The organism is Streptomyces sp. NPDC094034 (assembly GCF_040303865.1).
GTDB lineage: Bacteria > Actinomycetota > Actinomycetes > Streptomycetales > Streptomycetaceae > Streptomyces.
Window position 1 is genome coordinate 22687 of record NZ_JBEOUD010000055.1, and the last position, 25389, is coordinate 48075.

The 25389-nt window shown below is 68.7% G+C and carries 19 protein-coding genes and 4 pseudogenes; 17 read left to right on the plus strand and 6 right to left on the minus strand.

Translation table 11 applies throughout. The annotated features are described in order from the left end of the window. Positions 1-61 precede the first annotated feature (61 nt). Positions 62-1378 (plus strand): MFS transporter, encoded by a 1317-nt coding sequence (locus ABTZ59_RS32850; protein ID WP_351422387.1) that lies wholly within the window; start codon positions 62-64, stop codon positions 1376-1378. A 67-nt stretch (positions 1379-1445) separates the two neighbouring features. Here the strand turns inward: ABTZ59_RS32850 and ABTZ59_RS32855 are convergent. Continuing rightward, positions 1446-2212 (minus strand): annotated as a pseudogene (locus ABTZ59_RS32855) (Tn3 family transposase); the annotation flags it as partial. Between the two features lie 144 nt (positions 2213-2356). Between ABTZ59_RS32855 and ABTZ59_RS32860 the strand changes: the two are divergent. Next, on the plus strand, positions 2357-2572 hold the full coding sequence (locus ABTZ59_RS32860; RefSeq protein ID WP_351422391.1) for a site-specific integrase: 216 nt from the start codon (positions 2357-2359) through the stop codon (positions 2570-2572). A 449-nt stretch (positions 2573-3021) separates the two neighbouring features. On the opposite strand, the pseudogene ABTZ59_RS32865 reads toward ABTZ59_RS32860, so the two are convergent. The 3 genes and pseudogenes from ABTZ59_RS32865 to ABTZ59_RS32875 all read right to left on the minus strand — a co-directional run. After that, a pseudogene (locus tag ABTZ59_RS32865) lies at positions 3022-3321 on the minus strand (site-specific integrase); the annotation flags it as partial. Between the two features lie 244 nt (positions 3322-3565). Then, positions 3566-4084, minus strand: a complete 519-nt coding sequence (locus tag ABTZ59_RS32870; RefSeq protein ID WP_351422395.1) for a hypothetical protein — start codon at positions 4082-4084, stop codon at positions 3566-3568. A 50-nt stretch (positions 4085-4134) separates the two neighbouring features. Further along, positions 4135-4668 carry a hypothetical protein gene (locus ABTZ59_RS32875; protein ID WP_351422398.1) on the minus strand — a complete coding sequence of 178 codons (534 nt, stop codon included), beginning with the start codon at positions 4666-4668 and terminating at the stop codon, positions 4135-4137. 372 nt (positions 4669-5040) lie between these two features. Here ABTZ59_RS32875 and ABTZ59_RS32880 point away from each other — a divergent pair, with 372 nt between their 5' ends. The 4 genes from ABTZ59_RS32880 (at position 5041) to ABTZ59_RS32895 (ending at position 9541) form a co-directional block, all read left to right on the plus strand. Then, positions 5041-6048, plus strand: coding sequence for a C40 family peptidase (locus ABTZ59_RS32880; RefSeq protein ID WP_351422403.1), 1008 nt, complete (start codon positions 5041-5043; stop codon positions 6046-6048). Between the two features lie 410 nt (positions 6049-6458). Next, entirely contained in the window at positions 6459-6836 is a 378-nt protein-coding gene (locus tag ABTZ59_RS32885; RefSeq protein WP_351422406.1) for a hypothetical protein, read from the plus strand. 616 nt (positions 6837-7452) lie between these two features. Next, positions 7453-8424: a hypothetical protein gene (locus tag ABTZ59_RS32890; RefSeq protein WP_351422514.1), complete on the plus strand. Its 972-nt coding sequence runs from the start codon at positions 7453-7455 to the stop codon at positions 8422-8424. A gap of 394 nt (positions 8425-8818) precedes the next feature. Continuing rightward, entirely contained in the window at positions 8819-9541 is a 723-nt protein-coding gene (locus tag ABTZ59_RS32895; protein WP_351422411.1) for a ribonuclease FAU-1 family protein, read from the plus strand. Between the two features lie 22 nt (positions 9542-9563). Here ABTZ59_RS32895 and ABTZ59_RS32900 read toward each other — a convergent pair whose 3' ends face one another. Further along, a complete protein-coding gene (locus ABTZ59_RS32900) occupies positions 9564-13925 on the minus strand; it encodes an nSTAND1 domain-containing NTPase (protein ID WP_351422417.1) in 4362 nt (1453 codons plus the stop codon). 135 nt (positions 13926-14060) lie between these two features. Here ABTZ59_RS32900 and ABTZ59_RS32905 point away from each other — a divergent pair, with 135 nt between their 5' ends. After that, positions 14061-14753 carry an NsdA family TPR-like regulatory protein gene (locus ABTZ59_RS32905; RefSeq protein WP_351422422.1) on the plus strand — a complete coding sequence of 231 codons (693 nt, stop codon included), beginning with the start codon at positions 14061-14063 and terminating at the stop codon, positions 14751-14753. Between the two features lie 80 nt (positions 14754-14833). Beyond that, the gene (locus tag ABTZ59_RS32910) at positions 14834-15787 is read left to right on the plus strand and encodes a MerR family transcriptional regulator (protein ID WP_351422425.1); all 954 of its coding nucleotides are present in this window, start codon (positions 14834-14836) and stop codon (positions 15785-15787) included. A gap of 41 nt (positions 15788-15828) precedes the next feature. On the opposite strand, the pseudogene ABTZ59_RS32915 reads toward ABTZ59_RS32910, so the two are convergent. After that, positions 15829-16526 (minus strand): annotated as a pseudogene (locus ABTZ59_RS32915) (IS256 family transposase); the annotation flags it as partial. Between the two features lie 1200 nt (positions 16527-17726). On the opposite strand from ABTZ59_RS32915, the gene ABTZ59_RS32920 reads away from it, so the two are divergent. From ABTZ59_RS32920 to ABTZ59_RS32960, 9 genes and pseudogenes are all read left to right on the plus strand, one after another. Next, positions 17727-17861, plus strand: a complete 135-nt coding sequence (locus tag ABTZ59_RS32920; RefSeq protein WP_351422436.1) for a lasso RiPP family leader peptide-containing protein — start codon at positions 17727-17729, stop codon at positions 17859-17861. 184 nt (positions 17862-18045) lie between these two features. Beyond that, positions 18046-19893 carry an asparagine synthase-related protein gene (locus ABTZ59_RS32925; RefSeq protein WP_351422450.1) on the plus strand — a complete coding sequence of 616 codons (1848 nt, stop codon included), beginning with the start codon at positions 18046-18048 and terminating at the stop codon, positions 19891-19893. Continuing rightward, positions 19890-20144 (plus strand): lasso peptide biosynthesis PqqD family chaperone, encoded by a 255-nt coding sequence (locus ABTZ59_RS32930; RefSeq protein WP_351422453.1) that lies wholly within the window; start codon positions 19890-19892, stop codon positions 20142-20144. The genes ABTZ59_RS32925 and ABTZ59_RS32930 overlap by 4 nt, the downstream gene beginning before the upstream one ends. Continuing rightward, positions 20145-20567: a lasso peptide biosynthesis B2 protein gene (locus tag ABTZ59_RS32935; RefSeq protein ID WP_351422457.1), complete on the plus strand. Its 423-nt coding sequence runs from the start codon at positions 20145-20147 to the stop codon at positions 20565-20567. Then, positions 20564-21538, plus strand: a complete 975-nt coding sequence (locus ABTZ59_RS32940; RefSeq protein WP_351422471.1) for an ATP-binding cassette domain-containing protein — start codon at positions 20564-20566, stop codon at positions 21536-21538. Before ABTZ59_RS32935 ends, ABTZ59_RS32940 begins: the two co-directional genes overlap by 4 nt. Before the next feature lie 95 nt (positions 21539-21633). After that, the gene (locus ABTZ59_RS32945; RefSeq protein ID WP_351422483.1) at positions 21634-22392 is read left to right on the plus strand and encodes an ABC transporter permease; all 759 of its coding nucleotides are present in this window, start codon (positions 21634-21636) and stop codon (positions 22390-22392) included. A 784-nt stretch (positions 22393-23176) separates the two neighbouring features. Further along, positions 23177-23425, plus strand: a complete 249-nt coding sequence (locus tag ABTZ59_RS32950) for a hypothetical protein (protein ID WP_351422486.1) — start codon at positions 23177-23179, stop codon at positions 23423-23425. 13 nt (positions 23426-23438) lie between these two features. Further along, the gene (locus ABTZ59_RS32955) at positions 23439-24170 is read left to right on the plus strand and encodes a helix-turn-helix transcriptional regulator (RefSeq protein WP_351422492.1); all 732 of its coding nucleotides are present in this window, start codon (positions 23439-23441) and stop codon (positions 24168-24170) included. A 102-nt stretch (positions 24171-24272) separates the two neighbouring features. Continuing rightward, positions 24273-25276: pseudogene (locus ABTZ59_RS32960) on the plus strand (IS5 family transposase). Positions 25277-25389 lie beyond the last annotated feature (113 nt).

Here is a 25389-nt window from a genome sequence, read left to right on the forward strand (position 1 = left end):
CCGATTCGTCCAGCGACGAATCATTGGTGAGTGGTGTGGGCGCACGGCGAGGCTGGGCGCCATGACCCCAACCGCCGAGCCCGCGCAGGGCAACCACCGTGCCACCTACCGGGAGGTGCTGGCCGAGCCGCGATTCCGGCTGCTCTTCTCAACCCGCGCCGTCTCGATCACTGCGGACGCGCTGCGGATCGCCACGTTCTCGGTTCTGGTCTTCTCAGCCACCGGCTCCGCGCTGCTGAGCGCAGTGGCCTTCGGCATCGGCTTCATCCCGCAGCTGTTCGGTTCGATGTTGCTGGGCTCACTGGCCGACCGACTGCCGCCCCGCGCGCTCATTACCGGCGGCTACGCCTTGATGTGCGCCGCCGCCCTGCTGCTCGCCCTGGTGCGGATGCCGGTCGCGGCAAGCCTCGGTGTCGTGGCGCTGGTCTCTCTCGCCACACCGGTGTTTCACGGCGCGTCGAGTCGGCTGGTCGCTCAGTCGCTGGAGGGTGACGCCTATGTACTGGGCCGTTCGCTGAACAACATCGCCGGCGCCGGCGCGCAATTGTTCGGTCTGGCGCTGGGAGGTGCGGTCGTCGCGGCACTCGGCCCACGCTGGGCGCTCGCGGTCAGCGCCGCCTTTTACCTCGGCTGCGCGCTCGCTGTCTGCATCCGGCTACCCCGGCTGCAGCCGGGAGAGTTCGGCGGCACACCCGGCACCGCTGGGGGCGATAGCGGGGCCGTCCGTGCAAGCCTGCATGGTGCAGGCCTGCTGCTGCGCGGACGCACAGTGCGGCGACTGATGCTGGCCCAGTGGCTACCGCCCGCGTTCGTAGCGGGCGCGGAAGGCCTCATCGTCGCCTACGCGGGAGAACGCCACTTCGCGCCCGGCTGGTACGCGGTTCTGATGGGCTGTCTGCCGGTCGGCATGCTTGTCGGTGACCTGCTGGTGGGGCGACTGCTACGGCCACGCGCCCGGGAGCGACTGGTAGTCCCGTTGATTGCGCTGACGGGGCTGCCGCTGATCGGCTTTGCTGCCGAGCCCGGAGTGGGCGTCTCGTCCTGTCTGCTGCTGCTCAGCGGCCTCGGATACGCCTACGGTCTCGGCCTGCAACGCCTGTTCCTGGACGCTCTGCCGCAGGACGGCCAAGGTCAGGCCTTCGGCTTGCTCGGCTCCGGCAGCATGACGTTACAGGGCGTCGGACCGGTTTGCTTGGGCGCGGTGGCCGCAGGCATTGGAACAGGCGGCGCAATCGCCCTGGCAGGCGGCGCGGTAGCGCTTACCGCCGGCTGGATTCTCACCTGGCACCCGCCCACCTCCCCGGTCCCCGTCCCGAGCTATTCGACCGGATCGGCGAACGGCACCGAACAGCATGCGTGTAGCCCACCTGCGCAGTAACCGTCGCAGGCCGGGCCGGCCGCGGTCGGCATTGACGGGTTCGTCTCTCCGGACGCGTGACCTGTGCTTAGTCCTCGTCGTCGGCGTCGTCCTCGACGGGGTCCGGGTCCCGGAAGGGGCGCAGGCCCTGACCGGGGCCGCTGGCGGTGATGTTGAACAGGTAGCGGCCCAGGAAGTTGATGTGCCGGTCCTTGAGCGGGGAGAGCCGGGCGACGTCCTCGTCCTTGATGTCGTGGCCCTCGGCGGAGTTGGGCGACGTCGGCGTCGAGGTAGCGGGTGTTCCACAGGACGACGGCGTTGAGGACCAGGCCGAGGGTGGCGAGCTGGTCCTCCTGGCCCTCGCGGCACGCCTGGCGGATCTGGCCCCGGCTGCCGTGGCAGATCGCGCGGGCCAGGCGGTGGCGGGACTCCTGCACGGTGAGCTGCCGGTTCATCAGTCGCCGGTGGGTGTCGTCGACCGGGTCGACCATGGCGAGCAGGTGCATGGTCGATCCGGCCGTACTCGGCGAACGCGGCGCCGAGCGGGGTGGGGTGGCCCTCGCGGCCGAACATGCGGAGCAGGTCGTACGCGCGGGCCTGGTTGGTGATGAGCGATCCGGCGACGCGGAGCATGTCTGGCCAGTAGGCGGCGATCTTCTTCAGGTTGACCTTGTTGCAGGCGACCGCCTCCAGCGGTCCGTACCCCGACGGCTCGTCGCCGTCGGGCAGGTCGGCTCGCCAGAAGCGTTGGTCGTTCAGGTCGCGGAAGCGCGGGGCGAAGCGGAAGCCGAGCGTCTTGTAGAGGCCGAAGGCCATGTCGGAGTAGGAGGCATTGTCGGTGGCGAACCGGCTGGGGTTCGTTATCTGGAGTCGCTGAGGCCCTGTCCACCACGTCCAGCTCGTACGGGTGAAGGCCCCTTCGGCCCGTCCTGGATGGGATTACCTTCCGTCATCCACCACGGATGAGCGGGAAGTTCCATACGGGTACAGCGCGTGCTGATGCCGGACTCGGAGGCCGAGTCGTGGACGGTGCTCGGGGATGACCACGTTCCGGTCGCGCCGATCGAGCGCTACCTGGCCTACCTGGCCTGGGGCGAGAAGTCACCGAACACGGTCAAGGCGTACGCCCACGATCTGAAGGACTGGTTCGTCTACCTGGCCGGTTTCCGGCTCCGTGTGCCCGTCCTGTTGCTTGTCCGGTTTTCAGGTCGTTGATCCCCGCGATTCGGAGTAACCTGACGGTATGTCTCTCAACGTTGCGCCCCATGCGCTGGTCACCGTCAGGCTTCTGACGCGCCAGTTTACGAGTTCCTAACCCTCTCCTCCCTTGCTCATCCACGAGCGGGCGCGTTGATCGTGCCGTTGCCGGGGACGCTGCCGAGGCGATCACTGCAACCCCGCTCACTGTGACCAGGAGGGCAGCTTCGATGTGGAACTCAGCGCGCTCGATGTGAAGAGGCAAGACCAAGACTGACGGTGCAGCTTCCCGGGAATGGATTCTCGCTGCTGTTGTGCGAGGCATTTTTGCGGGCATAGCTCGGGCTGTCGTGGACTCTCTCATCAACTGAGGTGCTTGTCGCGGGGCGGAGTTCCGCCCCGCGACCGGCGTGTTACGGCCGCAGCGCGGCAGACCGTTTCACTGCGGCCCTGTCCGGTCACATGCGTCACCGGTGGGCGTCACTCGGCGCGAGCAGACCGGTGATCTCCGCGATCGCCTCCGGGGAGGGTTTGAACCAGTGCTTCACGTTCCCCGGCCTGCGGTGCCAGGACTTGGCCATGAGCATCAGCAGGCTCGCGCCTGGCCTCCCCAAGAGGGTCAGCCCGGAGTGGCGCCATTCGTGCAGGTCCCAGCCTGTGCCGGCAACCCCGGCGACGGCGGTGTGCTGATCGAGCAGCGCGCGGGCCTGCCCGTACGACAGCCGGGCCAGCCCGGTGTCCGGGCACACGTCGCGGGGCCGAAGCGCGCGGCCCCCAGCCGGATGCCTTGGCTGGGGGCCGCGCGCGTATCAGGGCCGTTGATGCGGCCGTCCGTCGGGCATGTGAGATCAGCCGTTCTCCAGTACGCCCTGGGGACATTGCCGCTTGAACAGAGGGACACGGGCTATCAGAGGGGGATGTAGGGCCAGGTCTGTGGCTTGCTCCGCGGTGGGCCTCCGTGCGTCGGGCAGTGCCGGCGGGGGGTATGGGTGCTCGGAGGCCTGCGCGGTGTCAGGGGGTTGACCAGAGCCCGAACGTGGGGGGTATTTCCTTCTTCTGGAGGTAGGTCTTCACTTCGTGGGTGTTCTTGTCCGCGGTGATGGTGAGCCATACCCTCCAGGTGTTGGTGCTCCAGCAGGGCCAGCCAACCTTGGGAGTGCAGCTTTGTGACTTGAAGGTCGCTTCGTACCGGGCGTAGTTGTTCCACTGGTTGCTGCCGGTCTCAGCGATGCTCAGCACTGGCTCGTCGAGAACGGTCATGGCCAGGTTGCTGGCTGTTGCGTTTAGTTCGACGCTGGTCTGTGTCTTCCAGCTGCTGGGCTTTTTCGTGGGGCAGACCAGTGCGTCGATGCTCCATTCCCCGTAGCGGGGGGTGAGCTGGCTGCCGGGATACAGGGTGACGTTGACGTTCTGGCAGGCCGCGGCCCGCTGGGCGGGTGCCGCCGTTCCCTGTGCCATGGTCGCGGTGACCAGGGCCCCCGCGATGAGACCGCAGGTGGCGGTGACGGTGGCGATGCGCTTCAGTTTCACTGGGTTTCCTTTGCACGGATCGACAGCGGATGGAGTGGGGCCGGGTGGGGTCACGGTGTGCGGTAGACCGTCATGGCGCTCGGGACGGTGCTGTTGATGGCGCCGCCGTAGACGAGCCGTACCTGGCCGTCCTTCTTGTCGGCGGTAAGGGCGAAGCCCACTTCGATCTTGAAGGTCCGCGCACAGGGCCATTCGACATAGGGAAGGCAGTCCCGCACGACGAAGCTGCCCGAGTAGCTGGCGTTGCGGGTCCGCTTGTTCTCGCCTGACGCCACGACCTTCAGGTCGGCCGACTCAAGCAGGTAGCCGACTGCGGAACCGGTCTTGTTGGTGATGGCGATGGCCTGGGTGCCCCATTCGGAGGCGTCTTCGTCGGGGCAGACAGTGACCTGGAAGTCCACCTCTCCGTAGCGCCAGGACGGAGGCATCTCGTCGCCCGGGTAGACCTTGACGTGCCGGAGCCTGCACTCCGCTGACTCCTCGTTGGCCTGGGCGGTGCTCAGGGCGGCGACCATGCCGGCCATCAGACCCACGACCGCGGTGACCACCACGAGGCGGGCCCTGTGAACGCGTGCAAGACGCATTGCTGACTCCTGATCGGATGAAAGAGGAAAGGGGGCCGGTCCGGTAGCCCGAGACGACCGGGCAGGACAGCACCGGCAGGTGACGGAGAACTCAGCCGCGCTGAGGCAGCACCAGAAGGAAAGCGCTACGGGCTGCGACTGGCCCAGGACCAGAGTCGGGGTGGTCCGCCGCATCGGCAATGACCTGTGAAGTCCGAGACAGTCCGCAACTGTCTGTGCAGGTCACAGGGCGTCTGAATGCCTGCGGACACGAGCGGTATGCCGTCCTGGACAGACCCGGACTGTCCAGGACGGCAAAGGCTCTTGCCTGCCTCTCACCGGCTCCAAAAGGCTTCCGGCAGGGCGCCGCGCCGGGGCCCGGAGGAGGCCACGATGCTCAGAAAAGAAAGCCCCGCCCCGCGGATCAGGAAGCCGCGCACGGTGCCCCGCGGGCGGCATGCCCGGCCCACACGCACCAGGGCCTTCGTACGCCTGGTGCCGAAGCTGGCGGTGGCTGCGGTCACCGTGCTCGTGACCGGCATCGCCTCCGTCCTTCTGGGCGCGGTCATCGGTGTGCACAGCTCCCCGGCCACATCGGCCCCACCCCCAGCGACAGTCGTGGAAGAGCCGTCCCCGCCCGCGCCTCACTCCTCGTCGGAGAAGCCGGCCATCCCGGCCGCGTCCGGCAACACGGCCGTCGAGAAGGTCACCCTGCGCCCCGGCGACACGCTCTACGCCCTGGCCGGCGCTCACAGTACGAGCGTCAAGGTCCTCCAGGAGCTGAACGATCTGGGCACCTCGACACTCATCTACGCGGACGACACCCTGCGCGTCCCCGGCAGCCCGCCCTCCGCGCCAGGTCAACTGGATCTGCCGGAGACGGAACTCCCGGAGGCCGATCAGCCCACGTCGGATCAGCCCACGTCGGATCAGCCGAAGTCGGATGCGCCCAAGTCCGATCAGCCGAAGTCCGACCCGTCGAAGTCCGACCCGCGGAAGAAGAAGGCACCCAAGACGGCACCGAAGACGGCACCGAAGACGGCACCGAAGGCGGGGGCGAAGGCGGTCGTCGCCTTCGCGCGGGACCAGCTCGGCAAGCCCTACATCTGGGGCGGCACCGGCCCGCGCGGTTACGACTGCTCAGGTCTGGTGATGCGGGCCTGGGAGAAAGCCGGGGTGAAACTCCCCCGCACCACGTGGGGCCAGGTGAAGGCCGGCAAAGCCACCACCCGCGCCGACCTGGTACCCGGCGACCTGATCATCAGCAACAAGGGCGGGCACGTTCAGCTCTATATCGGCGACGGCAAGGTCATCCATGCCCCCGGCACCGGCCGTACCGTCACCACCGCGAAACTCCCCAGCCCGTCCACAGTCGTCAGCTACCGCCACATCACACCGTGACCGAAGCGGAACTTCCCGGCATGAACCCGGTGATGACAGTGCCGGAGAACCGCAGTGCGCTGGCTGCGGTTTTGATGGCGCGCCGCGCCGACGAGATCGTGGTGAAGATGGGGGACAGTGCTGATGACGGCCCTTCGCGGTCTCGATGTCGATCAGCTTGTGGATGCAGTCGCGGCTACGGGAGGCGTACCCCCTCGGAGACCGGAGCGGGAACCGGCGATCACGAGCATGGTCTCGGCGGGCATCTCGAAGTGGAGTCGCTCCCGCATCTCCTTGTCTGGACACCTTCGAGTGACGCCCGAACCGGCGCCGTGGCGATAGCGGTGCAGGTCTCGTTGGGCTGTTGGAGACAGCGACCGGTGCCGTGCCGGCGCCGGAGCCGACTGCGTGTGCGCGAAGGGGATCGGATGATGACGCTGAATTCAGCGGTGGTGCGGCGGGTCATGGCGACGGCGGTGTGTGCGGTGGCTGTGTGCGCTCTCGCACAGGGGGAGGCGGGCGCCGCGCCTGCGGAGAGTTCCTACGCGGACCGGGCCCAGATCACGGTCGCCGAGGGCAAGATGGTGGGTGAGGCGAGCGTGCTGTGCCGCAAGGGCTGGCATGCGACGGGCGGAGGGTTCGCGCTGGCGACCGAGTACGTGTACACGACCACCTCCGGTCCGGCGTTCGAGCAGGGCGACACGGTGCCCCGTGGCTGGCGGGTGCAGGTGCGCAGGCACTCCGGCTCCCCGAACTTCAACATCAGGAACGCCGGTTACGTCAACGTCGTCTGTGCCAAGGACGCCTGAGAGCCCCCTCTCTGGCGGTCTCGGCTGAGGCACCTGCTTTGCGGGGTTGGTCTGGATGGACGAGACGGGAGATCCTTCAGCATGGCCAGCACCCCCCGATACCCGCCGCCGGTGGTGATCCGGCGCCGAAGCCGGAGCGGCGGACTTGGGCGTCGCGTTCCCCGCGTATGGCGGAGGCTGTGAGCACCTCGCCTCTCCGCCCGGCCAACGGCCACCCCCACAGGGCTCGTTGTCGCTACAACGGAAGGGTATGCCTCGCGCCCCGGAGGAGCAGACGGTCGAAGCACTCACCGACTTCCGCGGCCGGGCCCTGGCTCGGCTCGCCGCCCAGCACGAAGAAATCATCGGGCTCCGCGAAGCCGCCGCCGGCACCACTCGGGTCAGCCGCCTGCCGCCACCCCGAACCACCGTTATCGGGACGTGCAGCTGCTGCCGCAGACCCGACCGGATGCCGGCTCTCGCATGGCGCGAGTTGGGCCTCACTACGAGGTGAGGGCGACAGCCGAGGTTCGGTCGTCGGTCGGGATGCTGCACCGGGATCGCGGCAATCCGTTCGCGTGGCCTTTTCCCGGCCGCGTACGGTCTGCGCATGACGAGGACCACGCCGGCCAGACCGGTGTCCGTGGAGGCCGTGTTCCCGGAGCTGGCCCCGTACCGGGCCCGGACGACCCGGTTGCACCCCAGACCGGGGCGGCCCGGCATGCATGACAGCCACGTCGGCGGGCCGATGCTGTGGCCGGACGGCGAACCATGGCCGCTCTGCCACGAGCCGCACCAGCGCGAGACCGGGAGGGGGTACGCACCGGGGGAGATCCGCAGCGCCCGGGCCGCAGGCGTCTGGTCGCCGAGCCGGCCATGGCCCCTCGCGGGAACTGCCGAAAAGGACGGTCCGGTGCCCTTCGTGGGGCTGGCCCAGTTCTTCCGCCGTGACATCCCCGGTCTTGCCTGCGGGCCCAGCGGTGCGGACCTGGTGCAGCTCTTCCGCTGCCCCTTCACCCATGGTCCCTACCTGGAGCGCCTCCACCGCCTGCGGTGGCGACAGGCAGGGCAGACGGAGCGCGCGGAACGCTTCCTCGCCGCTCCGCCCGAAGCGCCCCTGCTTCGATGGGAGCACGAACTCCCCGAGCCGTGTGTCCTGCACCCGGAAGAGGTGGACACCTATCCCTGGGCGGAGGACGGCACGCTGCCCGCCTCGCTGATCGCGCGTATCGACGCGTGGGACGATGCCCAGGTAGCGGAACACGGCCCCGATGCCCCCAGCTACCAGTACGACCTGTCGATCCCTCCCGGCTGGCGCGTCGGCGGCTACCCCAGTTGGGCGTCGACGGGCCCGATGGCCATCGACTGCGCGTCCTGCGCAATCCCCATGCGACTGCTGCTGACGGCCGAGGGCTACGAGATGGACGCCGGCTCGCACAGCTGGGTGCCGCTGGAGGACCGAGACCCAACCCTGAGGGGGAAGGCATCGATCCGGGGTGGCCCATCCGTTGCCCGACCCACTTGGCTCCGCTTCGGCCGGGACCGAGACCTGCACGTTTTCGCCTGCCCGGCCGACCCCGGACACCCGCCCCAATGGGTGCTCGCCTAGCGCGTTTCACGGCGAAGGACCAGGGACACCTCCTGAGGAAATCTCGATGCTTCGTCCCGCCGACGCTTTCGTGCGTGCCCAGGGCTCCCTCCGGAGCGTCGGGATCTGGAGGTCGGCCAACGCCCGGGCCGTGCGTCTCGTGATCTGCGCGAGTTTGTCCTCGGCGCCGGCCAGGCTGACCCGGAGTCCTTCGACCTCGCCGAGTCAGCCCTCGCGCTCGGCCTCGGCGATGCGGGCAACGAGGTTGTCGCGGATCTCCTCCAAGCAGATCACCGTGGGGGCCGGCCGCTGGTGCTCGGGCTTCTGTATCTGGCCTGGGCAAGCGCAAGGTGGTCCTGGGCAAGCCGCTGTGCGGCGGCTTGCCCTGGGGCCGGGATCGCGCTGAGCTGTTGTCGTGCCGGGTATCCCGGCCGGGACGGAGGAGGAGACGGTGTACGCCTTCGAGGCAGGGCAGACGGTCGTGCGGCGCGAGGTGCACCGCAGCGGCCGGGTGTGGACCGAACACGCGCTGCGTGTCGTCGCCGATACAGACCAGGCGCTGGTGACCGCCTGCGCGCCCGGTGCGCAGGCCCGGTGGCCCGCCCTGTACGCGAAGGCCCGTACGGACGGGGACCGTTCGTTGCGCACGGAGGCGTTCGAGGCGATGGCGAGCGGCCGGTGGGAGCTGGCGGCGGCGGTGTGGCAGGAGACCGACCTGCTGCTGTGGAAGCCGTCGGCGGCCTGGTTCAGTATCAACGCGTTCTTCGTCCCTGACGGTGACGGGCGCCGGCTGAGGAACTGGTACGTCAACTTCGAGCGCCCCGCGCGCCGTACCGGGGCCGGGTTCGACACCTTCGACCTGACCGTCGACCTTGTCATCGACGCCGACCTGAGCACCCTCACGTGGAAGGACGAGGACGAGTACGCTCACGTCCGGCGCCTGGGCATTGTTACCGACGCCGAGCACCGGGCGGTGGAGCTCGCCCGCGCCCAGGTCCTTGGCCTGCTCGACGAGCGGGCCGGACCGTTCGCGGACGCCGACCGGTGGGCGTCCTGGCGCTGGGACCCGGCCTGGCCGCCGCCGTGCCTGCCCCAGCGCGAGGAAGCCGGCCCCGGACCGGTGGCGGTGAGCTGGTGAGACCCGCCCTGGTTGCCCGTGTTCAGGGGCAGATCCGGTCCGGGAGGCCGCCGGGCATGCCACGGCGTTCGTCCTGAGTGAGGTTACGGTCGACGACGTCGCACAGGTGCCGTTCCCAGAGGTCGGGATCGAGGCGGATCAGGTCCCCGCGGCCGTCGACGACCCGGATCAACGTCTTGCCGTCCCTGCTCGCGGCGACGAAATGCTGATCCTCCGTGAAGTCGTAGGAGTCGAAGTGGCTGGGGTCGTCCGCCCGCTGGAAACGCACGGAGTTCCCGTTGGCCACGAAGAACTCGGTCCCGTGGCCGGTGAAGCCGAGATGGAACCCATCCCCCCAGGACACGTCGTTCGCTCCCACTGGCCCTAGCGGACCCACCACTCTGTGGGCCTCTCGTCCCGGCCGCACCGACCATAGCTCCAGCATGGCCCCCTTCGTCTTCGCGGCCGCATATCGCCCACTGCTGTCGAGGAACGCGCGGTCGTTGTCCGGCGCGAGGCTGACACTCAGCGCCTTGTCCTCCTTGCCTGTGCGCAGATCGATGGCGTGCAGTGTCGGGTAACCCCGGACCATGATCTGTACGTATCCCGGCTCGGGGCGCCTGTTCACTGCGAAGCCGGAGTCGAGGGGTTTCTCCTCCGAGGTGTACAGCGGTGGGTTCTCTCTGGCGAGCCCGAGGCCACGCGCGTCCACCGGTTGTGAGAGCCGTCGACCCTCCCTGGCGTTCCATCGCTCGATCCGGCTGCCGGACCGCGTGATCAGTTCGTTTTCTCTCGCGAAGAAGAGCGACAGCGGCTCCGTCTCCCCATCCTTACGGACAGGGGGCGTGAGCGTGGTGATCTCCGCAACCTCGCGCAGGGACGGAAGGCTCCGGACAAGGATCTTGTTGCGTCCCACCACGTCGGCTACCAGAGTCTCCCTCTCGTTCACCGCCAGCACGTTGGCGGGATGGGGGTCTTCAGGCGCATCCGTCGTGGGCCGCTTCACCTCGGTCGTCACCTCGTCGGTCACCACGTCGTAGAGCACGAGCTTTTCAGCGGTGAGGCCGGAGGAGCCTCTGGTCTGGGTCACCTGGGCCACCTGAATGCGACCGTCGTCGATCAGCACGGGGCTGCTGGCGACCATGTGGTATTCACTGCCGTTGATCGGTTGCAGGGACAGTCCCGTCACCGTCGTCTCGTCCCAGGTGGTGACTACGGGATGGGCCGAATCCCCGAGGAGCCGGTTGCTGAAATTGGCCGGCTTCGACCCGTTCGCCTTCTTTTCTCCTCCGCCTTGTCGATTGTCACCGAGCACCCACTCGCGGCCGTATACCGCGAAACGCTGCCCCGACTCGTTCATGGAGACACCGTCGCAGCCATACGAATCGCTGCTGTAGCGGTTCAGTACCCGCCCGTCACGCACGCGCACGAAACGGTATACAGCGTTGTTGAAGCCGTCCTTGTCAGGTTCCACCCTGCACCAGGCCAGCACCCCACCGTCGCCCGAGAGACTGACCGCGGGAGCGCTGTAAACGCCGTCGGTGGGACTGAAGTCCCCTACGTCGGTCGTCAGCTCGCGGATCTTGCCGGTACCGGTGTTCACCGCCGCGAACGCGTATTCGTCGGCTTTGCGCCGCTGGGTCACCAGCGTGTCGCTGTTGGATCCGAACCACACGGCCTCGAATGCGGGCAGCCGCGAGGGAAGTCCCTCATGCCGTCCCGTCTCCAGATCCCACAGCCGCAGCCGCCCGTCGGGTGCCACCGTGACCATTCGCCGGGCGTCCGGAGAGAAGTCCGCGGTGTGGACCTGATCGCTGCTGTGCCCCTGTTCCTCAGCCCTGTCCCGGAACTCGCCGTTACGGATCGTATGTGCTGGCCCCAGCAGTTCCGCCGTACTGTCCGCCTCCGGATCGAGGTCGTGCCATACCAGCGCGCCTGCCCCCGACGTATAGGCGATACGCCGCCCGTCCCTGCTGACCATGGGGCGGAAGGCCATCTCATGGAGACGAAGCCGCGTACTCATGACGCTCTTCCCGGCTCTGCGGACAAATAGTGACGCGCGCCCGAGCTGGGTCGTCGCCAGAGTCACCGTGCCGTCGGTGCTCATCGCCATATCGACGATCTTCCCCTCGGTGCCGCTGAGCACCCAGTCGGCTCGCTTGAACCGGTCGTATCCGCGCAGCACGGCGTTGCGGGCCTCCTGCGTCGGCGCGATCTCGTAAGCCGCCACGGCGACGAGTGCGGCCTGTCCCGGATCACTCCTGTCCAGTTGGCCCGCGAGGACGGCCATCGCCCGGGAGCGTGCCTCCGCGTCCCGCCGTTCGCTGACCTGCCCCTGGTAGACGAGGAACGTACCCAGCCCGGCGATCACCGCGAGCACCACGGCGGTCGCGGTCCACGCGGCGCGCAGCCGGTTCCGTCTCGCGCGGTGGCGCTGACGTGTGAGGTGGAGGAAGTCCCGTTCGTCTGGGTCGAGTTCGTGCTCCCGGTCTTTCACGTGCCGTTCCAGACCGGCGAGTTGGAGCCCCCCAGGTAACAGCCCTGCCGCCTTGTCCCCGTCGGCCCACCGCTCACGCTCATGGGCGAGTTCCCACCGAGCCGCCAGGAACTCGCTGTCGGATCGTACCTGCTCCTGCAGGGCCGGCCATTCGGTGACCAGTGCTTCATGGGCTAGTTCGACGGACTCTGGTTCTTCTTGTCCGCCGTGGACGACGAGTAGTCGGTGCTCGGGGCCGGTGAGCCGGATCGCGATGTCCCATCGTTTGTCGCCCGCTTCCTGCCGGGTGAGCCTGCGACGCAGTGGATGGGGGCTGCCGGGCAGTACCCGGACGAGGCCGGTGAGCAGTCGGCTCGCTTCGCCGTCCTTCTGTTTCTCTTCGTCTGTGACGCACTGGTCCCAGGCCTGCGCGGCGTGGCCTGCCAGCGCGCCGGGGACACCGCCAGCCGCCTCGTAGGCCGCGGTCCGGAGCCGGCCGCCTTCCTTGCTCTTCCACAGCTTTTCCAGGACGAAACCGAGGAGCGGCAGTGTCCCCGTTTCGCTGCCGGCGTCGTCCAGGATCCTTTCGGCGAGTCCTGGTTCGTAGGTCACGGCGATGCCCGGGAGGTCACGCAGCGGCTTGGTGATCACATCAGTGAGCTGCTTGCGGGACATCGGCGTCAGCGGGAGGGTCTCTCCGCGCTGCAGCGCGGGACCGAGGCTCGGGTGTCTGAGGGCGGCGTCGATGAAGTCGGCCCGGAGTGTGACCAGGACGCTGGGCGCGCCGGTCGGCCGTTTCTCCGGGAAGAGCACATCGACCACCTGGGCGACCTCGGTGTCCTTGCCGGCGAGCAGAGCTTCGGCCTGGTCGAGTACGACGAGGAGCTTGCCGCCCGACTTCCCACGAAGGCGGTGAAGGGTGTCCACGAGCCCCAGATCCGTGAGCCACTGCTGTACGTCACCGGCGTTGCGCGCCCCGTGCCGCCCGGTGCGATGGGCCTCGTACAGTTCGGTGGCGAGCGCGGCCAGCGGCGAGGAGACTGGCCCGGCGTCCACCACCAGGACGTCGTACCCCTTCTCACGCATCGTGGGCATCACACCGGCCAGCGCGAGCGACGATTTGCCCGAGCCCGACGGCCCGTACACGGTGACGCTCGGACGCCCGCCCAGCAGGGCTCTGGTCACCTTCGCCTTGTCGTCCTCACGGCCGAAGTAGACCTCCGCGTCGCATTCTTGGAAGGTCTTCAGGCTCCGGAACGGCGACGGCGGTTCCACGATCTTCTCAAGTTCGGGGATGAGCCTCAGCACCGTGCTCGCGCGGATCACGAACGTCTGCTGGGCCTCGTTGGCACCCCGCTGGGTCACCGCGACGAGGCCCACGACCGCACGGCCGTGGGAATCCCAGACCGGGCTGCCGCTGAAGCCTTCCTCGATGTAGGGCCTGGTCTCATCGGTCCGGGAGAGCTGTCGCCAGCCCTCCTCCGTCGGCCCGCCGAGGACTCCCCAGTACCAGGATCCACCCGGCCGTCGTCCCGTGAATCCGACGACGCCGACTCTCTTGTCCCAGGCGGTCGCGGGCTCGGCCAGCGCCAGCGGACGGCCGCCCGGTAGGGCGCCGCGTACACGCAGGACCGCGACATCACCGGTACGGTCATCCCTCTCCTCGACGCAGTGCTCGACCTCGGCGGTCCAAGAACGTCCCGCCAGGTCCGCGTCCAGCGGCATGTCCAGCGTGACCGTGGTCCCGGCCGCCACCTTCGCCGTGCCGTGTTTCTCCCCCGAGGCGTACGCCACCACATGGGCGCAGGTCAGCACCACATCCGGTGCCAGGAGGAAGCCCGCACCCACCGGCTCACCGTTCTGCCCCTTGATCCGGACGACCGACGAGACCAGCGCCTCATCAGGCTCCTGCGGCTCCGGCTCCGTCACATGGCCTCCGTTTCACCACGGCCCGGCAATTCCCATCGGATCAACTTCCCACGAAGTGTGACTCGTTGTCTCGGAATCGTCGTTCCTGCCCCATGTGAGGATCACGGAAAGCTCGCCGCGGTGGCGGTGCTCGCGATGACCACATCGGCCTCGGCCGACAGCGGCACCCCGAACGGCCGGGCCGTCAGCCGGATCTACGCGCACGACCACGACCACGGCTCCGCCGCGCTGCGCCGTGCTGCTGCCGAGGCCCTGCACACCGCCTACGGGTGGCTTCGGGAGGGCACGTACACCGGCCGGGCCGGGCGACGGCTGTGTTCGGCGACGGGGCACCTGTCGATCGCGGCGGGGTGGCTCGCGTACGACTCGGGGCGGGCCGCCGACTCCCGCTCGCTCTGCAACGAGGCCCTGGCCGCCGCGAGGATCGCTGACGACCGAAGCCTGGAGGGTCACGCTTCTGGCTGCCTGTCGCTGCTGGCCAAAGCCTCCGGCCGACCCCGCAAGGCGGTCGCCGCGGCGCACGGCGCACAGTCGGTGGTCCGCACCTACGGTTCGCCGCAGATGCTGGCCCTGTTCGCGCTGCGAGGCCGGCGGGTGGGCACTGCTCGGGGACGCGAGCGCCGCCGACAAGTCGATCGTCCGCGCCCCCTCTCCGACAGGGGCCCGCGCGAGAGCGCTGACCCCAACTGGCTGGAGTTCTACGCCCCCGCCGCACTCGCCGGCCTCGACGTGCCCGCCCGCGCCGACCTGGACCAGCACGAACGCGCCGCCGCAGGCGCTGAACAGGCCGTTCTCCCGCACGGCGACCAGTTCGCGCGCAACGAGTAATTGTCAAGATCTGTGGATTGGTGGCCAAGCGGGGAGAGTGAGGTTGAGTCTCCCGTAGGGGGAGACGCGAGAGTGCGGGCATGGACGGCGACACGCTCTTCACGATCGGTGACCTGGCCCGGCGGACCGGGCTGACGGTCAAGACCATCCGGTTCTACTCCGACACGGGGACCGTGCCGCCGACAGACCGCAGCCCGGCCGGCTACCGGCTCTACGACATCGGCGCGCTCACACGTCTGGATCTGGTGCGCACCCTGCGCGACCTGGGGCTCGACCTTGCCGTCATCCGGCAGGTGCTGGACCGGGAGGTCTCGGTGCCCGAGGTCGCGGCCGCACACGCCGATGCCCTGGAGGTGCAGATCCGCACTCTGCGACTGCGGCGCGCAGTGCTGCGCGCGGTGGCCAAACGCGGCTCCAGCCCCGAGGAGATGGACCTCATGCACAAGCTCGCAAAGCTCTCCGACAACGAACGCCGACGCTTGATCACCGACTTCATCGACGACACGTTCGGTGGGCTCGACGCCAACGCCGACTTCGTCGAGATGATGCGCTCGGCCATGCCCGAACTGCCCGACGACCCAGAACCTGAGCAGGTCGACGCCTGGGTGGAACTCGCCGAGCTCGCCCAGGATCCCGACTTCCGCGCGGCCGTGCGCCGCATGGCGCACTACCAGGCGGCCGAGCGCGCCCAAGGCGACGTCACCGGTTTGCACCACGGCCTCACCGAGACCGTTCGAGACAGCGTCGGCCGCGCGCTCGATGCCGGCATCGCCCCGGCCTCGGCCGAGGCCGCATCAGTCGTCGACGTCCTCACCGCCCGCTACGCGCAGACCTTCGGCCGCGCCGACGACGCCGACCTGCGCCGCTGGCTGCTGAGGCGCCTGGAGATCGCCGGCGATCCCCGTACGGAACGCTACTGGCACCTGCTCGCCGTCATCAACGGATGGCCTGTCCCGCCCAGCCTGGCTCCGGTGTTCACGTGGTTCACGCACGCCTTGCGCGCCCGCACCGGGCAGCAGTCCCGCGTGGAGTAGTCCCGCGCCTGGCGGTCGGCCCTGCTTCCTCGCGGCTTCGATCAGGCCGCGAGGGGCTCGGGGCGTTCGGCAAGGCGGCCTTGCTCGAAGCGGGCTCCGGCGCGGGCGGGGGCGACGAGGTGGGGTGCGTTCACCGCGCCACCGCTGCTGGGCGGACTCGACGAGTGTGAAGACCATGGCCAGGGCGGGCGGTGCGGGAGCCGGCGCCGCGGGTGACCTTGGTCCGCAGGCGGACGGTGGCGAACGTGGACTCGATCGGATTCATGGTCCGCAGGTGGATCCAGTGCTCGGCCGGGAAATCGAAGAAGGCCGGCAGTTCGGCCTCGTCGTCGGTGATCTTTTTGACAGCTTTGGGGAACTTCGCGCCGTAGAGCTGAGCGAGCGTCTTGATGGCCGCTTGGGCGTTCTGTCTGTCCTCGGCGTTGTGGATGTCCTGGATGGCCTTCTTCGCGCCCGGCTGCGCGGACTGTGGCAGGGAGTCGAGCACATTTGGGGTTTTGTGAACCCGGCACCTCTGCTCGCGGGTGGCGGGGAACACCTCCGCCAGGGCCTTCCGGGAACCCAGGGCCCCGTCGCCGACCGCGAGGATTGGGGCGCGCATGCCCCGGTGTGCGCGGTCCCGCAGCAGGTCGGCCCACGACTCGTCCGATTCACGGTAGCCGTCCTTGACCGCGACGAGTTCCTTGGAGCCGTCGGCACGCACTCCGATGAGCACCAGGACACACGCTTTGTCCTTTTCCGTGCTCGCCCAGCAAGGCGTCAACCGTCCTTCGCGCACATCGCCCCGTGCTCGCCGCACGGATCGGTGTCGATCTCGTGCGGGCGCCCACCGCCGGACAGAGGAGGACATCGCGTCGGAGGAGACCGTGGAGACCATGGTCTGCACTGCCTGCGCATTCGGGGCGGCTCCAGTTCCGGGGCGATGGGGAATCCGCGGACATGGTCTGCTCGGACTGCGGCCACGCCTGGCACCCGTACGCGCACAGCCCCGGGTGGAGCATTCTCGCCACGCAGCACGCGATCTGCCGGGCGGCTGGGATGGGCGCGATTGGGCTGGCCGAGCCCAGAGACTGAACTCCGTCAGCAGGCATGGTCCCGTCGACGCCTGGCGCGAAGACATCCGGGGACGGGCGGTGCGACTTACCACCCTCGCGGGTGAGGTGACGGCTGGTCACAGCACGGCGGCGGTCCAGAGCCGCTACTGAGGAACCCGTACTCCACGTGTTTTCGAAAGGTGCTGTCTTGTTACGCACAGCTGCCGTCGCTCTCGTCGCCCTGAGCGCGCTCCTTGGACCCGTCGCCGCCGCCTCAGCCGCGGTCGCGGGCCCGCTCGGGGCACCCGGACTTCAGTGAGGACAAGGTCGAGGCTTGCCGCGTCCCCCTGTCAGGAGCTGACGTAGTCGCCGCAGCCGAAAGTGGCGGCGTAAGCACGCCGCACGGCTTCTCCGCCGCGTCCACACCTGATGTGCGGTTGACGGTCAGCGTGATGCCCGTGGAGCACCTTCTTCGAGCCCGCGAACCAGTTGATCCACTCGCGTGGGCTGTCTGGTTCGTGCTCGGCTCCGGCGGTCAGCGCCTGTTTGCGTGGGGGCAGAGCCCCCGCTGCTTGGCCGCCGCCTCGGGCGGCGCGCTATACAGCCGCACGGCATACCTGCGAAGGGCGGTGCCGGCGTGGTGGCCGCGGCCCTGGATGAGATTCAGCGCCAAGCAGTCCGCCTCGCGGCCGAACAGGCCATCCTGCGGGTCAACGCGAACGAGAGCCGTGCGATGGGCCTCCTCGGCCTGCCGGGAGCAGGCCGATCCGCGTGCGCGAATCGTCAACAGGTGCACGGAAACAGACAACGACTTACCCACATGTGTTCGACAGGATCCTTCACAGGCCCACCGAGCGACAAGCTCACTGGGCCCTCATTTCACACCACACAAGGAGATGCCTTCCATGAAGGACGAAGAGCTGGAGTACGAGTCGCCGATGCTCATCGAGATCGGCGAGTTCAGCGAACTGACGCGTGTCACCTGCTGCGGCCGGTGGCTGGACAATCCGTTCTGGGTCTCGGCTTGGTTCGACCTCTAAAACCCTGACCACGCCTGTCAGGGCCCAGTGGCCCCGGGCCGGAGCGGTGGGTGCGCGACGCATCCGAGCTCCGGCCCGGGGCGGCGCTCGGGTGGCGCAGCTGTCCCACCCGGCGGACCCAAGTGCGCAGATCGAGGCCAGCGCGGCGCCAAACGCCGCGTCGGCCCTGTAGGGGAGACCAGACATGGGATTCGTGATCCTCCCGGACTATTCGGAAGGCCGACGGGCGGTGGCGCTCTTACCGGGGGCGGCACGGACACGGGAGCTGACACACGCCTCGGGCCGGCCATGGATTGTCGGGCACTGGGACGACAAGGACATCGTCCTCGCGTCGGCTGGAAAGAGCAGGCTGGCACTCTTCGGCGTCACAACGGCGACCGCCGCGCGATTGGCCAAGCGGCTGGGCGCCGTACGCACGCTGTACGACCTGGACACGCTGGTCCGTTCGCTGCCCGGCTGCTTCCATCTGATCGCGTCGGTCGACGGTCAGGTGCGGGCGCAGGGGACCGTGTCCAACGCGTGCCAGATCTTCTACGGGGCCGTCGCTGGTGTGACAGTGGCGGCCGACGGTCCGCGGACTCTGGCATCGATGACCGGAGCCGGTGTCGACGAGGAACTGCTGGCGTTGCAACTGCTGGCCCCATTCGGCCCTCCGTGGCCGCTGAACAGCCGGTCCGTGTGGCGAGGGGTCCGGACTCTGCCGCCCGGAAGTTGTCTGGAGATGCGGCAGGAGGGGGCAAGCGTCCGGACCTACTGGACACCTCCGGACCCGGAGGTTCCGGTGGCCGAGGGAGCTGCCGCGATCCGCACGGCACTGGAGAACGCGGTCGAGGCACGCACGGCCCGGGGCGGCACCATCAGCGCAGACCTGTCGGGCGGCAAGGACTCGACCAGCTTGTGCTTCCTCGCCGCCCGGCACGACGCCCCGCTGGTGACCGTGCATCTCAGGTCGTCGGACGCAGCGAACGAGGATCACGCCTGGGCCACCCGCTGTGCGGCCCAGCTGCCCGGCGCTCGGCATCTGACGATCCCCATGTCCGACACACCGGGGCTGTACAGCGAATCGGCCATGGCTGCCGATCAGGACGCAGACGCGCCGCTGTCCTTCGTCCGGCGGCCGATGATGGAACATCTCGCGCGACTGGTGTCCGGCCACGGCTCCACCCTCCATCTGCAGGGCATGGGCTCCGACGAACTGTTCCTCCCCAGCGCCCTGTCCCTGCACGGATTGGTCCGCCGTCACCCGCTGGGCGCGATGCGGCAGGTGCGGGCGATGAAGTCGATGCGCCGCTGGTCATGGGCGACCACGGCACGCAACCTTCTGCACAGCGAGTCCTATCCGCGCTGGCTGCGCCGCGCCGCCGACGGCATTGCCGCCGAACGGGCCTGGGGCACCTCGATCGACTGGGAGGTCGCCCCGAAGATGCCACCGTGGGCCACGGCGGACGCGGTCGACGTCGCACGCCGCATGATCCGCCGGGCTGCCGAGGAGCACGCCGAACCACTCGCCGCGCTGCCGGTGCATCACGAAATGCTGCGGCTGACCCAGGTCAACGGCACTGCGATCCGCGCCTCCTCCCGGATCGGCGCGCGATACGGCATGTCCTTCCAGGCTCCCTACGTCGACGACCAGGTGCTGACGGCGGCAATGTCGGTCCGGCTGGCCGACCGGCTGGTGCCCGGCCAGGTCAAGCCGGTGCTGGCGGCGGCGATGCGCGGTATCGCGCCCGACGACCTCCTGGACCGCAAGAGCAAGGGGGACGCCAGTCCGGAGCTGTACATCGGGCTGCGGCGTCACCGGCGACGGCTGCTGGAGTTGTTCGACGACTCGCGGATGGCCCGGCTGGGCCTGGTGGAGCCTGACGGTATCCGCACCGTACTGCGCGGACTGCATGCTGACGCCCGCCCGGTGATGCCCTTCGACCCGACGCTGCTCACCGAGCTCTGGCTGCGATCGGTCGGTACGGGACCGGACGTGTCCGCCACCTCCACCTCATCCGTCCCGTCCGCGCCCGTCCAAGGAGTGTCATGACATTCTCCATGGCCCCGCACGTCACCGCCACCGACACCGACGACGGCCTCGTCCTGCTGGACGAGAAGGACGGCCGTTACTGGCAGTTGAACAACACCGGCGCGCTCGTCCTGCGCCACCTCCTGGAGGACGGAACGGTCGAGTCCGCGACCACCATGCTGAGCAAGGGGCTTCCCGGCCCCGTGTCGCAAGCGGCAGCCGACGTGGAGCAGTTGGTGTCGGCGTTGCGAAGAGCGAAGTTGGTGATCTGAATGAGTGTCCGGGCTCTGAACCTCGAAACCCCCGAATCGCCCCCCTGGCGCCGCCGCCCGGCCGCCCTGTGCGCGGTGGCAACCGCCAGGGTGCTCGCCAAGATCCCGCCGCGACGGCTGCGCAGCGTGCTGGAATTCGCCCGCCGGGGCGCCCGTCCCGCGACCGAGGCCGAAACGCTGCGCGCCCGTAACGACGTGGTGTCCGTCAGCGTGCCGGTGGCCGGACCGCGCTGTCTGCAACGCTCTATCGCCGTCGTGCTGCTCTGCCGGGCGAAGGGCTTCTGGCCGGACTGGTGCACCGGTGTCCGTACCCAGCCTTTCCAAGCGCACGCCTGGGTCGCCGTCAACGGCAGACCGGTCGGCGAGAACAACGAAGAGGTCAAGCACTTTCATGTCCAGCTCACTGTGCCGAGCCGCCCGTGAAGACGGCCCGAGACACCGGAACAGCAGTCCTCACGGCAGACCTCAGCAAGAGCTACGGCACCGCCGAGGTGGTCCGGGGACTCGACCTCACGGTCCCAGCAGGCGAGATCTTCGGCTTCCTCGGTCCCAACGGCGCCGGCAAGAGCACGTCCCTCGGCATGCTCAGCACCCTGCTGCGACCCACCAAGGGCGTGGCCAGCGTGGCCGGTTACGACGTACGCCATGAGCAGGACGAAGTGCGCCGCAGCATCGGACTGGTCTTCCAGGAGTCCACCCTCGACGCAGACCTGACCGCCGAACAGAACCTCCGTTTCCACGCGGACCTCTACGGTCTGCCCAGCCGGGAGGGCCGCCGGAGGACCCTGGCCATGCTCGACCTGGTAGGCCTGACCCAGCGGCGCTCGGACCGGGTACGAAGCTTCTCCGGCGGTATGCGGCGACGGCTGGAGGTTGTCCGGGGACTGCTGCACGACCCGCGCGTGCTGTTCCTGGACGAGCCGACCACTGGACTGGACCCGCAGACCCGGGCAGCCATCTGGGAACACCTGCACCAGTTGCGCGAAGAAAGCGGAATCACCATATTCCTGACAACGCATCATCTTGAAGAGGCAGAGAACTGCGACCGGATCGCCATCATGGACAGGGGCCGCCTGGTCGTGGAGGGGGCGCCGGCCGAACTGAAGTCCGTCGTCGGCACCGATACGCTACTGCTGCGCACCGGTGACGACGAAGTGGCCGTAAAGGCGCTGAAGGAGCACTTCGCCCTGCGGGGCAAAGCAGGGCCCGGAGGGATCCGGTTGCAGGTGGCCGACGCGGCGGTGTTCGTGCCCCGGCTGTGCGCTGAACTCACCGTGCCCGTCCACTCGGTGTCCGTCACCCCACCGACCCTGGACGACGTCTTTCTGCACTACACCGGCCGCGCCATACGGGAGACCGGCGACGGCGGCCCGGACGCGAAGGGATCACCGTGACCCGTACCGAAGCAGATCCTGGCACCCGGGCGTGGACACCGCTGCCCGTTGCGGGCGTCGGCCGGTTCGCCCGGAACCGGCGTGCGGTCCGGGTAATGGCGCAGCGTGAACTCATCCGACTCTCCCGCAACCCGTTCGCCGTCGTAATAAGCCTGCTGATGCCCTTTCTGTTTCTGGTGGTGCTGGGCACCGGGCTGAACACCGCGGTGGGTTCGGCTTCTGACGACACCGACTACCGAACGTATCTGCTGCCCGGCGTCCTGGTCATGGTCGTCCTTGCGCCCGCGGTGAACACAGGCGTGTCGATCGTCTGGGACCGGCGGGCCGGATTCCTCCGCGAGATGCTCGTCGCCCCCGTGCACCGCAGTGCGCTGATCGCCGGAATCTGTCTGGGCGGCGCACTCGCGGCGACCAGCTACGGCGGACTGATGCTTCTCCTCGCTGCGCTCTTCGGCATCACCTTCGACCCGTTCCTGCTGGCGCCGTTGCTGCTGGAACTGCTGGTGATCACGCTGGCGTTGACCGCGCTCGGAGCGCTCGCGGCCGTGAGCATCACCCGCATCGAGACCTTTCAGGCGGTGGTCGGGCTGACAATGATGCCGCTGATCTTTCTGTCCGGGGCGGTTTTCCCGGTCAGCGGACTGCCCGGCTGGCTGAACGCGGCGGTCCTGGCCAACCCGCTCTCGTACGGTGTCGACGCGCTGCGCCGCACGCTCTTCCCCGACCTGGGGGCCAGCACCGGACTTGACTGGGGAGGTTGGCAGCCGTCGGTAACCCTGGAGATCGCGCTGATCGGAGCGCTGACGCTGCTGGCGCTGTTCACGGCCGCGCGGCGTTTCTCCCGTATCGAGTAATACGCGGGACGAGCGGCGGTCCCTTCCATACCGGAGTGGGAGCGACCGCCGCTCGTCCCGGCCCGTGCAGTTGACTCGACCCAACCAAGCTGGGCGGAGATCACGGCAGTTCAGGCCTGCCAGGGCCGGCTGTCCGGCCTTCCCGAAGCACGGTTCCCGCGCGCCTCGGCCTCGGTGTTCCCGCCGTCGAGTGGCGTGCGATCACGGGCGGCGGACAGGGGATGTCCTGGCCGTACCGTTGACCTTTCGTGATCTCCCTGGCAGCGCCGGTGGGTTGCACGACAGGCCGTGTGTCGGGCGGCGTGAACGACGGCTGTGGGGAAGATGGCGCCGGGCACGGCGGGGCCGCCCCACCAGGCCGGTTGGTTGGTCGGCGCCGGGGTGGGTGACCTCGCTCGGCGGGGCAAAGGCGAGGAACTCCAGCGGTGTGTCGCCGCCGCATTCGCTGCAGCGGCGGTTGTCCGCGTCGGGGGTGAACCGCACGTGGATCAGCTCGGCACGGGGTGTGCCGCACGAGGTGCAGGTGCCCTCGCGGACGCCGCGTTGTTCTTCGCCGTGCGCTTTCCCTGGTTGGCTCGGTGGTGGCGGACGGGTCCGTCCGCCGAGTGAGCGGATTACTCTTTAACTTGTTGCGAACTTACCCCAGTGCTGGTAACTTCACAACAAGTTAAAGAGTTGAATGGCGGGAGGGGTGGACGGGGTGCTGCAGATCCGGCTGGGAGCCGAGCGGCCCGCCGGCACCGGCGACGGTCTGGGACGCGCCACGATCGGATGGCGCCCCGGGATGTCTGAAGATGAGGCCTGGCAGGCAGGGCGCGGCATCTGGAAGTTCAATGCCGACCGGGCTCTGTCCCAGGACGAGGTACAGGTCATCAACACCGACGGCACGGTGCTCGCCGTCGCGAGGATCACCGGGATATCCAAGCACGGCGCCCGCTACGCCCTCGAGGGCGACCTGCTGCGCGGTGACCCGCGCGTGGGCCAGCCCACGCCGAGCCCGCACCTGTCCCGCAACCCCGTCACCTACGTCTGAGAGCCGCGGACCGATGAGCGACTTCGACGCGATCGACTCGCTGCTCGCCTCACTCACCCCCCAGCCCGCGCTCCCCGAAGCCCAGGTACGCCGCGGGCTGCGTGAGCGGGCCGGCCTGTCGAAGGCGCAGGTGGCCCGGGCCCTCGGAGTGAGCTCCTCCACGGTCACGGGGTGGGAGACAGGCCGGGATCCCTCCGGGGAGCTCAGGACGAAGTACGCCTACCTCCTGGACGGCCTGGCCGTGAAACTCGCACCATCCGTCCCCCAGTCCGCAGACGAAGCCTCCGCGCCCCGGCCCGCACTGGACGAGAGCACAACGTCCCCGGCAGCCGGCGACGGCCTGGCCGCAGACGACGACATGGACGACGTCGAAGCTCTGGCTGCGCCTGAGTCGTGTGTCCTGTGTGGGCAGCCTGCCCGCCACCAGGTCGCCGGTTTTCCCCAGCACCTCGACCCCGCCCAGTGCGCCACTACAGCCCCCGCACCCGACACCCCCGCCCAACAGATGGGGGGCCGCACGGCGAAGCCGGTAAAAGCCGCGCCCGCGGGCCGCCGTGCGCCGACCGCGTCCGACGCCGACCCGTCCGGCCCGATCGCGGCGGCCGTGGCCGAGGCGCTCGAGGCGCACGAGGGCGATGTGGAGGCGGCGACCGCATCCCTGGTCAAGCGGGTGATGGTCTGCAGGGGAGTGACAGTAGAGAGTCGTTGTTTCGATGTCAGAGGGGTAGCCCTAGTGACCTGCTAGTTGGCACTGACAGGCCGTGACGGACTAGGGCCTGTGTGATGTCGTGATCAATCTTGCCGATCCGGATCCGCATGGAGAGGCGGATCCGGTAGGAAGGCGGGTGTGACGCGCAGGCAACTTACCGACGGGCTGTGGGAGTTCATCGAGCCGTTCCTGCCGATTGGCGAGTACGGCCCCTGTCCCGGGCGGTTGCGGGAGCAGTTCGAGGGGGTGATCTGGCGGTTTCGTTCCAGCAGCCAGTGGCGGGAGATGCCCGGCGAGTTCGGTCCGTGGCCGACGGTCTACGGCCGCTTCCGGGTGTGGAGGGACACCGGTGTCTTCACCGCACTGCTGGAAGGCGTGATCGCCGAGGCCGCCCGTCAGGGCAGGACAGACTTGTCCTTGGTCAGCGTGGACTCCACCACCGCCCGTGCCCACCACGACGCCGCGGGGATGGCTATCGGCAAGGAGGTCATGGATGCCCTTGAGGAAGCCGCTGCCGAGCAGGAGCGGGCCCGGCAAAGGGGGGCGGCCCGCCGGAACAGAACGGTCAGGACGGAGGTGACGATCCCGAGCGGGAAGGGCGGCGGCACATCAGGCGACGGCGCGAGCTCCGTTTGAAGGAGGCCCTGCTCGGCAGGTCCCGTGGTGGGCTGACGAGCAAGGTTCATCTCGCCGCGGACCGCCGGTGCCGTCCGTTGTCACTCGTGCTGACCGCGGGACAGGCTGCTGGCAGCCCGCAGTTCGTCTCGGTGCTGCGGAAGGTGCGTATCCGTCTGCCAGCCGGCCGGCCCCGGACCCGGCCTGGCGCTGTGGCTGCGGACAAGGCCTACTCGTCCCGCGCCAACCGCTCTTGCCTGCGGAAACGCAACATCAAGGCGGTCATCCCGGGGAAGAAGGACCAGGCCGCAAACCGGAAGAAGAGAGGCAGCCGGGGTGGCCGGCCCACACGCCACGACACCGATCTCTACAAGGAGCGGAACACTGTCGAGCGCCTGATCAACAAGCTGAAGGCATGGCGGGGCATCGCGACTCGATATGACAAGACGCCCGAGAGCTACCTCGCCGGCCTCCACCTCCGTGCCTCGATGATCTGGATCAACGATCTCCTGAAGGCGACTGGCTGATCACGACATCACACAGGCCCTAGTTGTATTGATCACGAGCGTTGTTGACACGTGCCGGTGCTTGATCATGGCGAAGACCTCCGGTGTGGTGGAGCTGTCTAGGACTGCACCGC

Bases quoted from the DNA above. Each gene is read 5' to 3' on its own strand.
- ABTZ59_RS32905 (WP_351422422.1), top strand. From the start codon at position 14,061: ATGACCACATCGGCCTCGGCCGACAGCGGCACCCCGAACGGCCGGGCC.
- ABTZ59_RS32950 (WP_351422486.1), top strand. From the start codon at position 23,177: ATGTCTGAAGATGAGGCCTGGCAGGCAGGGCGCGGCATCTGGAAGTTC.
- ABTZ59_RS32945 (WP_351422483.1), top strand. From the start codon at position 21,634: ATGGCGCAGCGTGAACTCATCCGACTCTCCCGCAACCCGTTCGCCGTC.
- ABTZ59_RS32860 (WP_351422391.1), top strand. From the start codon at position 2,357: ATGCCGGACTCGGAGGCCGAGTCGTGGACGGTGCTCGGGGATGACCAC.
- ABTZ59_RS32875 (WP_351422398.1), bottom strand. From the start codon at position 4,668: ATGCGTCTTGCACGCGTTCACAGGGCCCGCCTCGTGGTGGTCACCGCG.
- ABTZ59_RS32925 (WP_351422450.1), top strand. From the start codon at position 18,046: ATGGGATTCGTGATCCTCCCGGACTATTCGGAAGGCCGACGGGCGGTG.
- ABTZ59_RS32850 (WP_351422387.1), top strand. From the start codon at position 62: ATGACCCCAACCGCCGAGCCCGCGCAGGGCAACCACCGTGCCACCTAC.
- ABTZ59_RS32910 (WP_351422425.1), top strand. From the start codon at position 14,834: ATGGACGGCGACACGCTCTTCACGATCGGTGACCTGGCCCGGCGGACC.
- ABTZ59_RS32885 (WP_351422406.1), top strand. From the start codon at position 6,459: ATGACGCTGAATTCAGCGGTGGTGCGGCGGGTCATGGCGACGGCGGTG.
- ABTZ59_RS32930 (WP_351422453.1), top strand. From the start codon at position 19,890: ATGACATTCTCCATGGCCCCGCACGTCACCGCCACCGACACCGACGAC.
- ABTZ59_RS32935 (WP_351422457.1), top strand. From the start codon at position 20,145: ATGAGTGTCCGGGCTCTGAACCTCGAAACCCCCGAATCGCCCCCCTGG.
- ABTZ59_RS32920 (WP_351422436.1), top strand. From the start codon at position 17,727: ATGAAGGACGAAGAGCTGGAGTACGAGTCGCCGATGCTCATCGAGATC.
- ABTZ59_RS32955 (WP_351422492.1), top strand. From the start codon at position 23,439: ATGAGCGACTTCGACGCGATCGACTCGCTGCTCGCCTCACTCACCCCC.
- ABTZ59_RS32880 (WP_351422403.1), top strand. From the start codon at position 5,041: ATGCTCAGAAAAGAAAGCCCCGCCCCGCGGATCAGGAAGCCGCGCACG.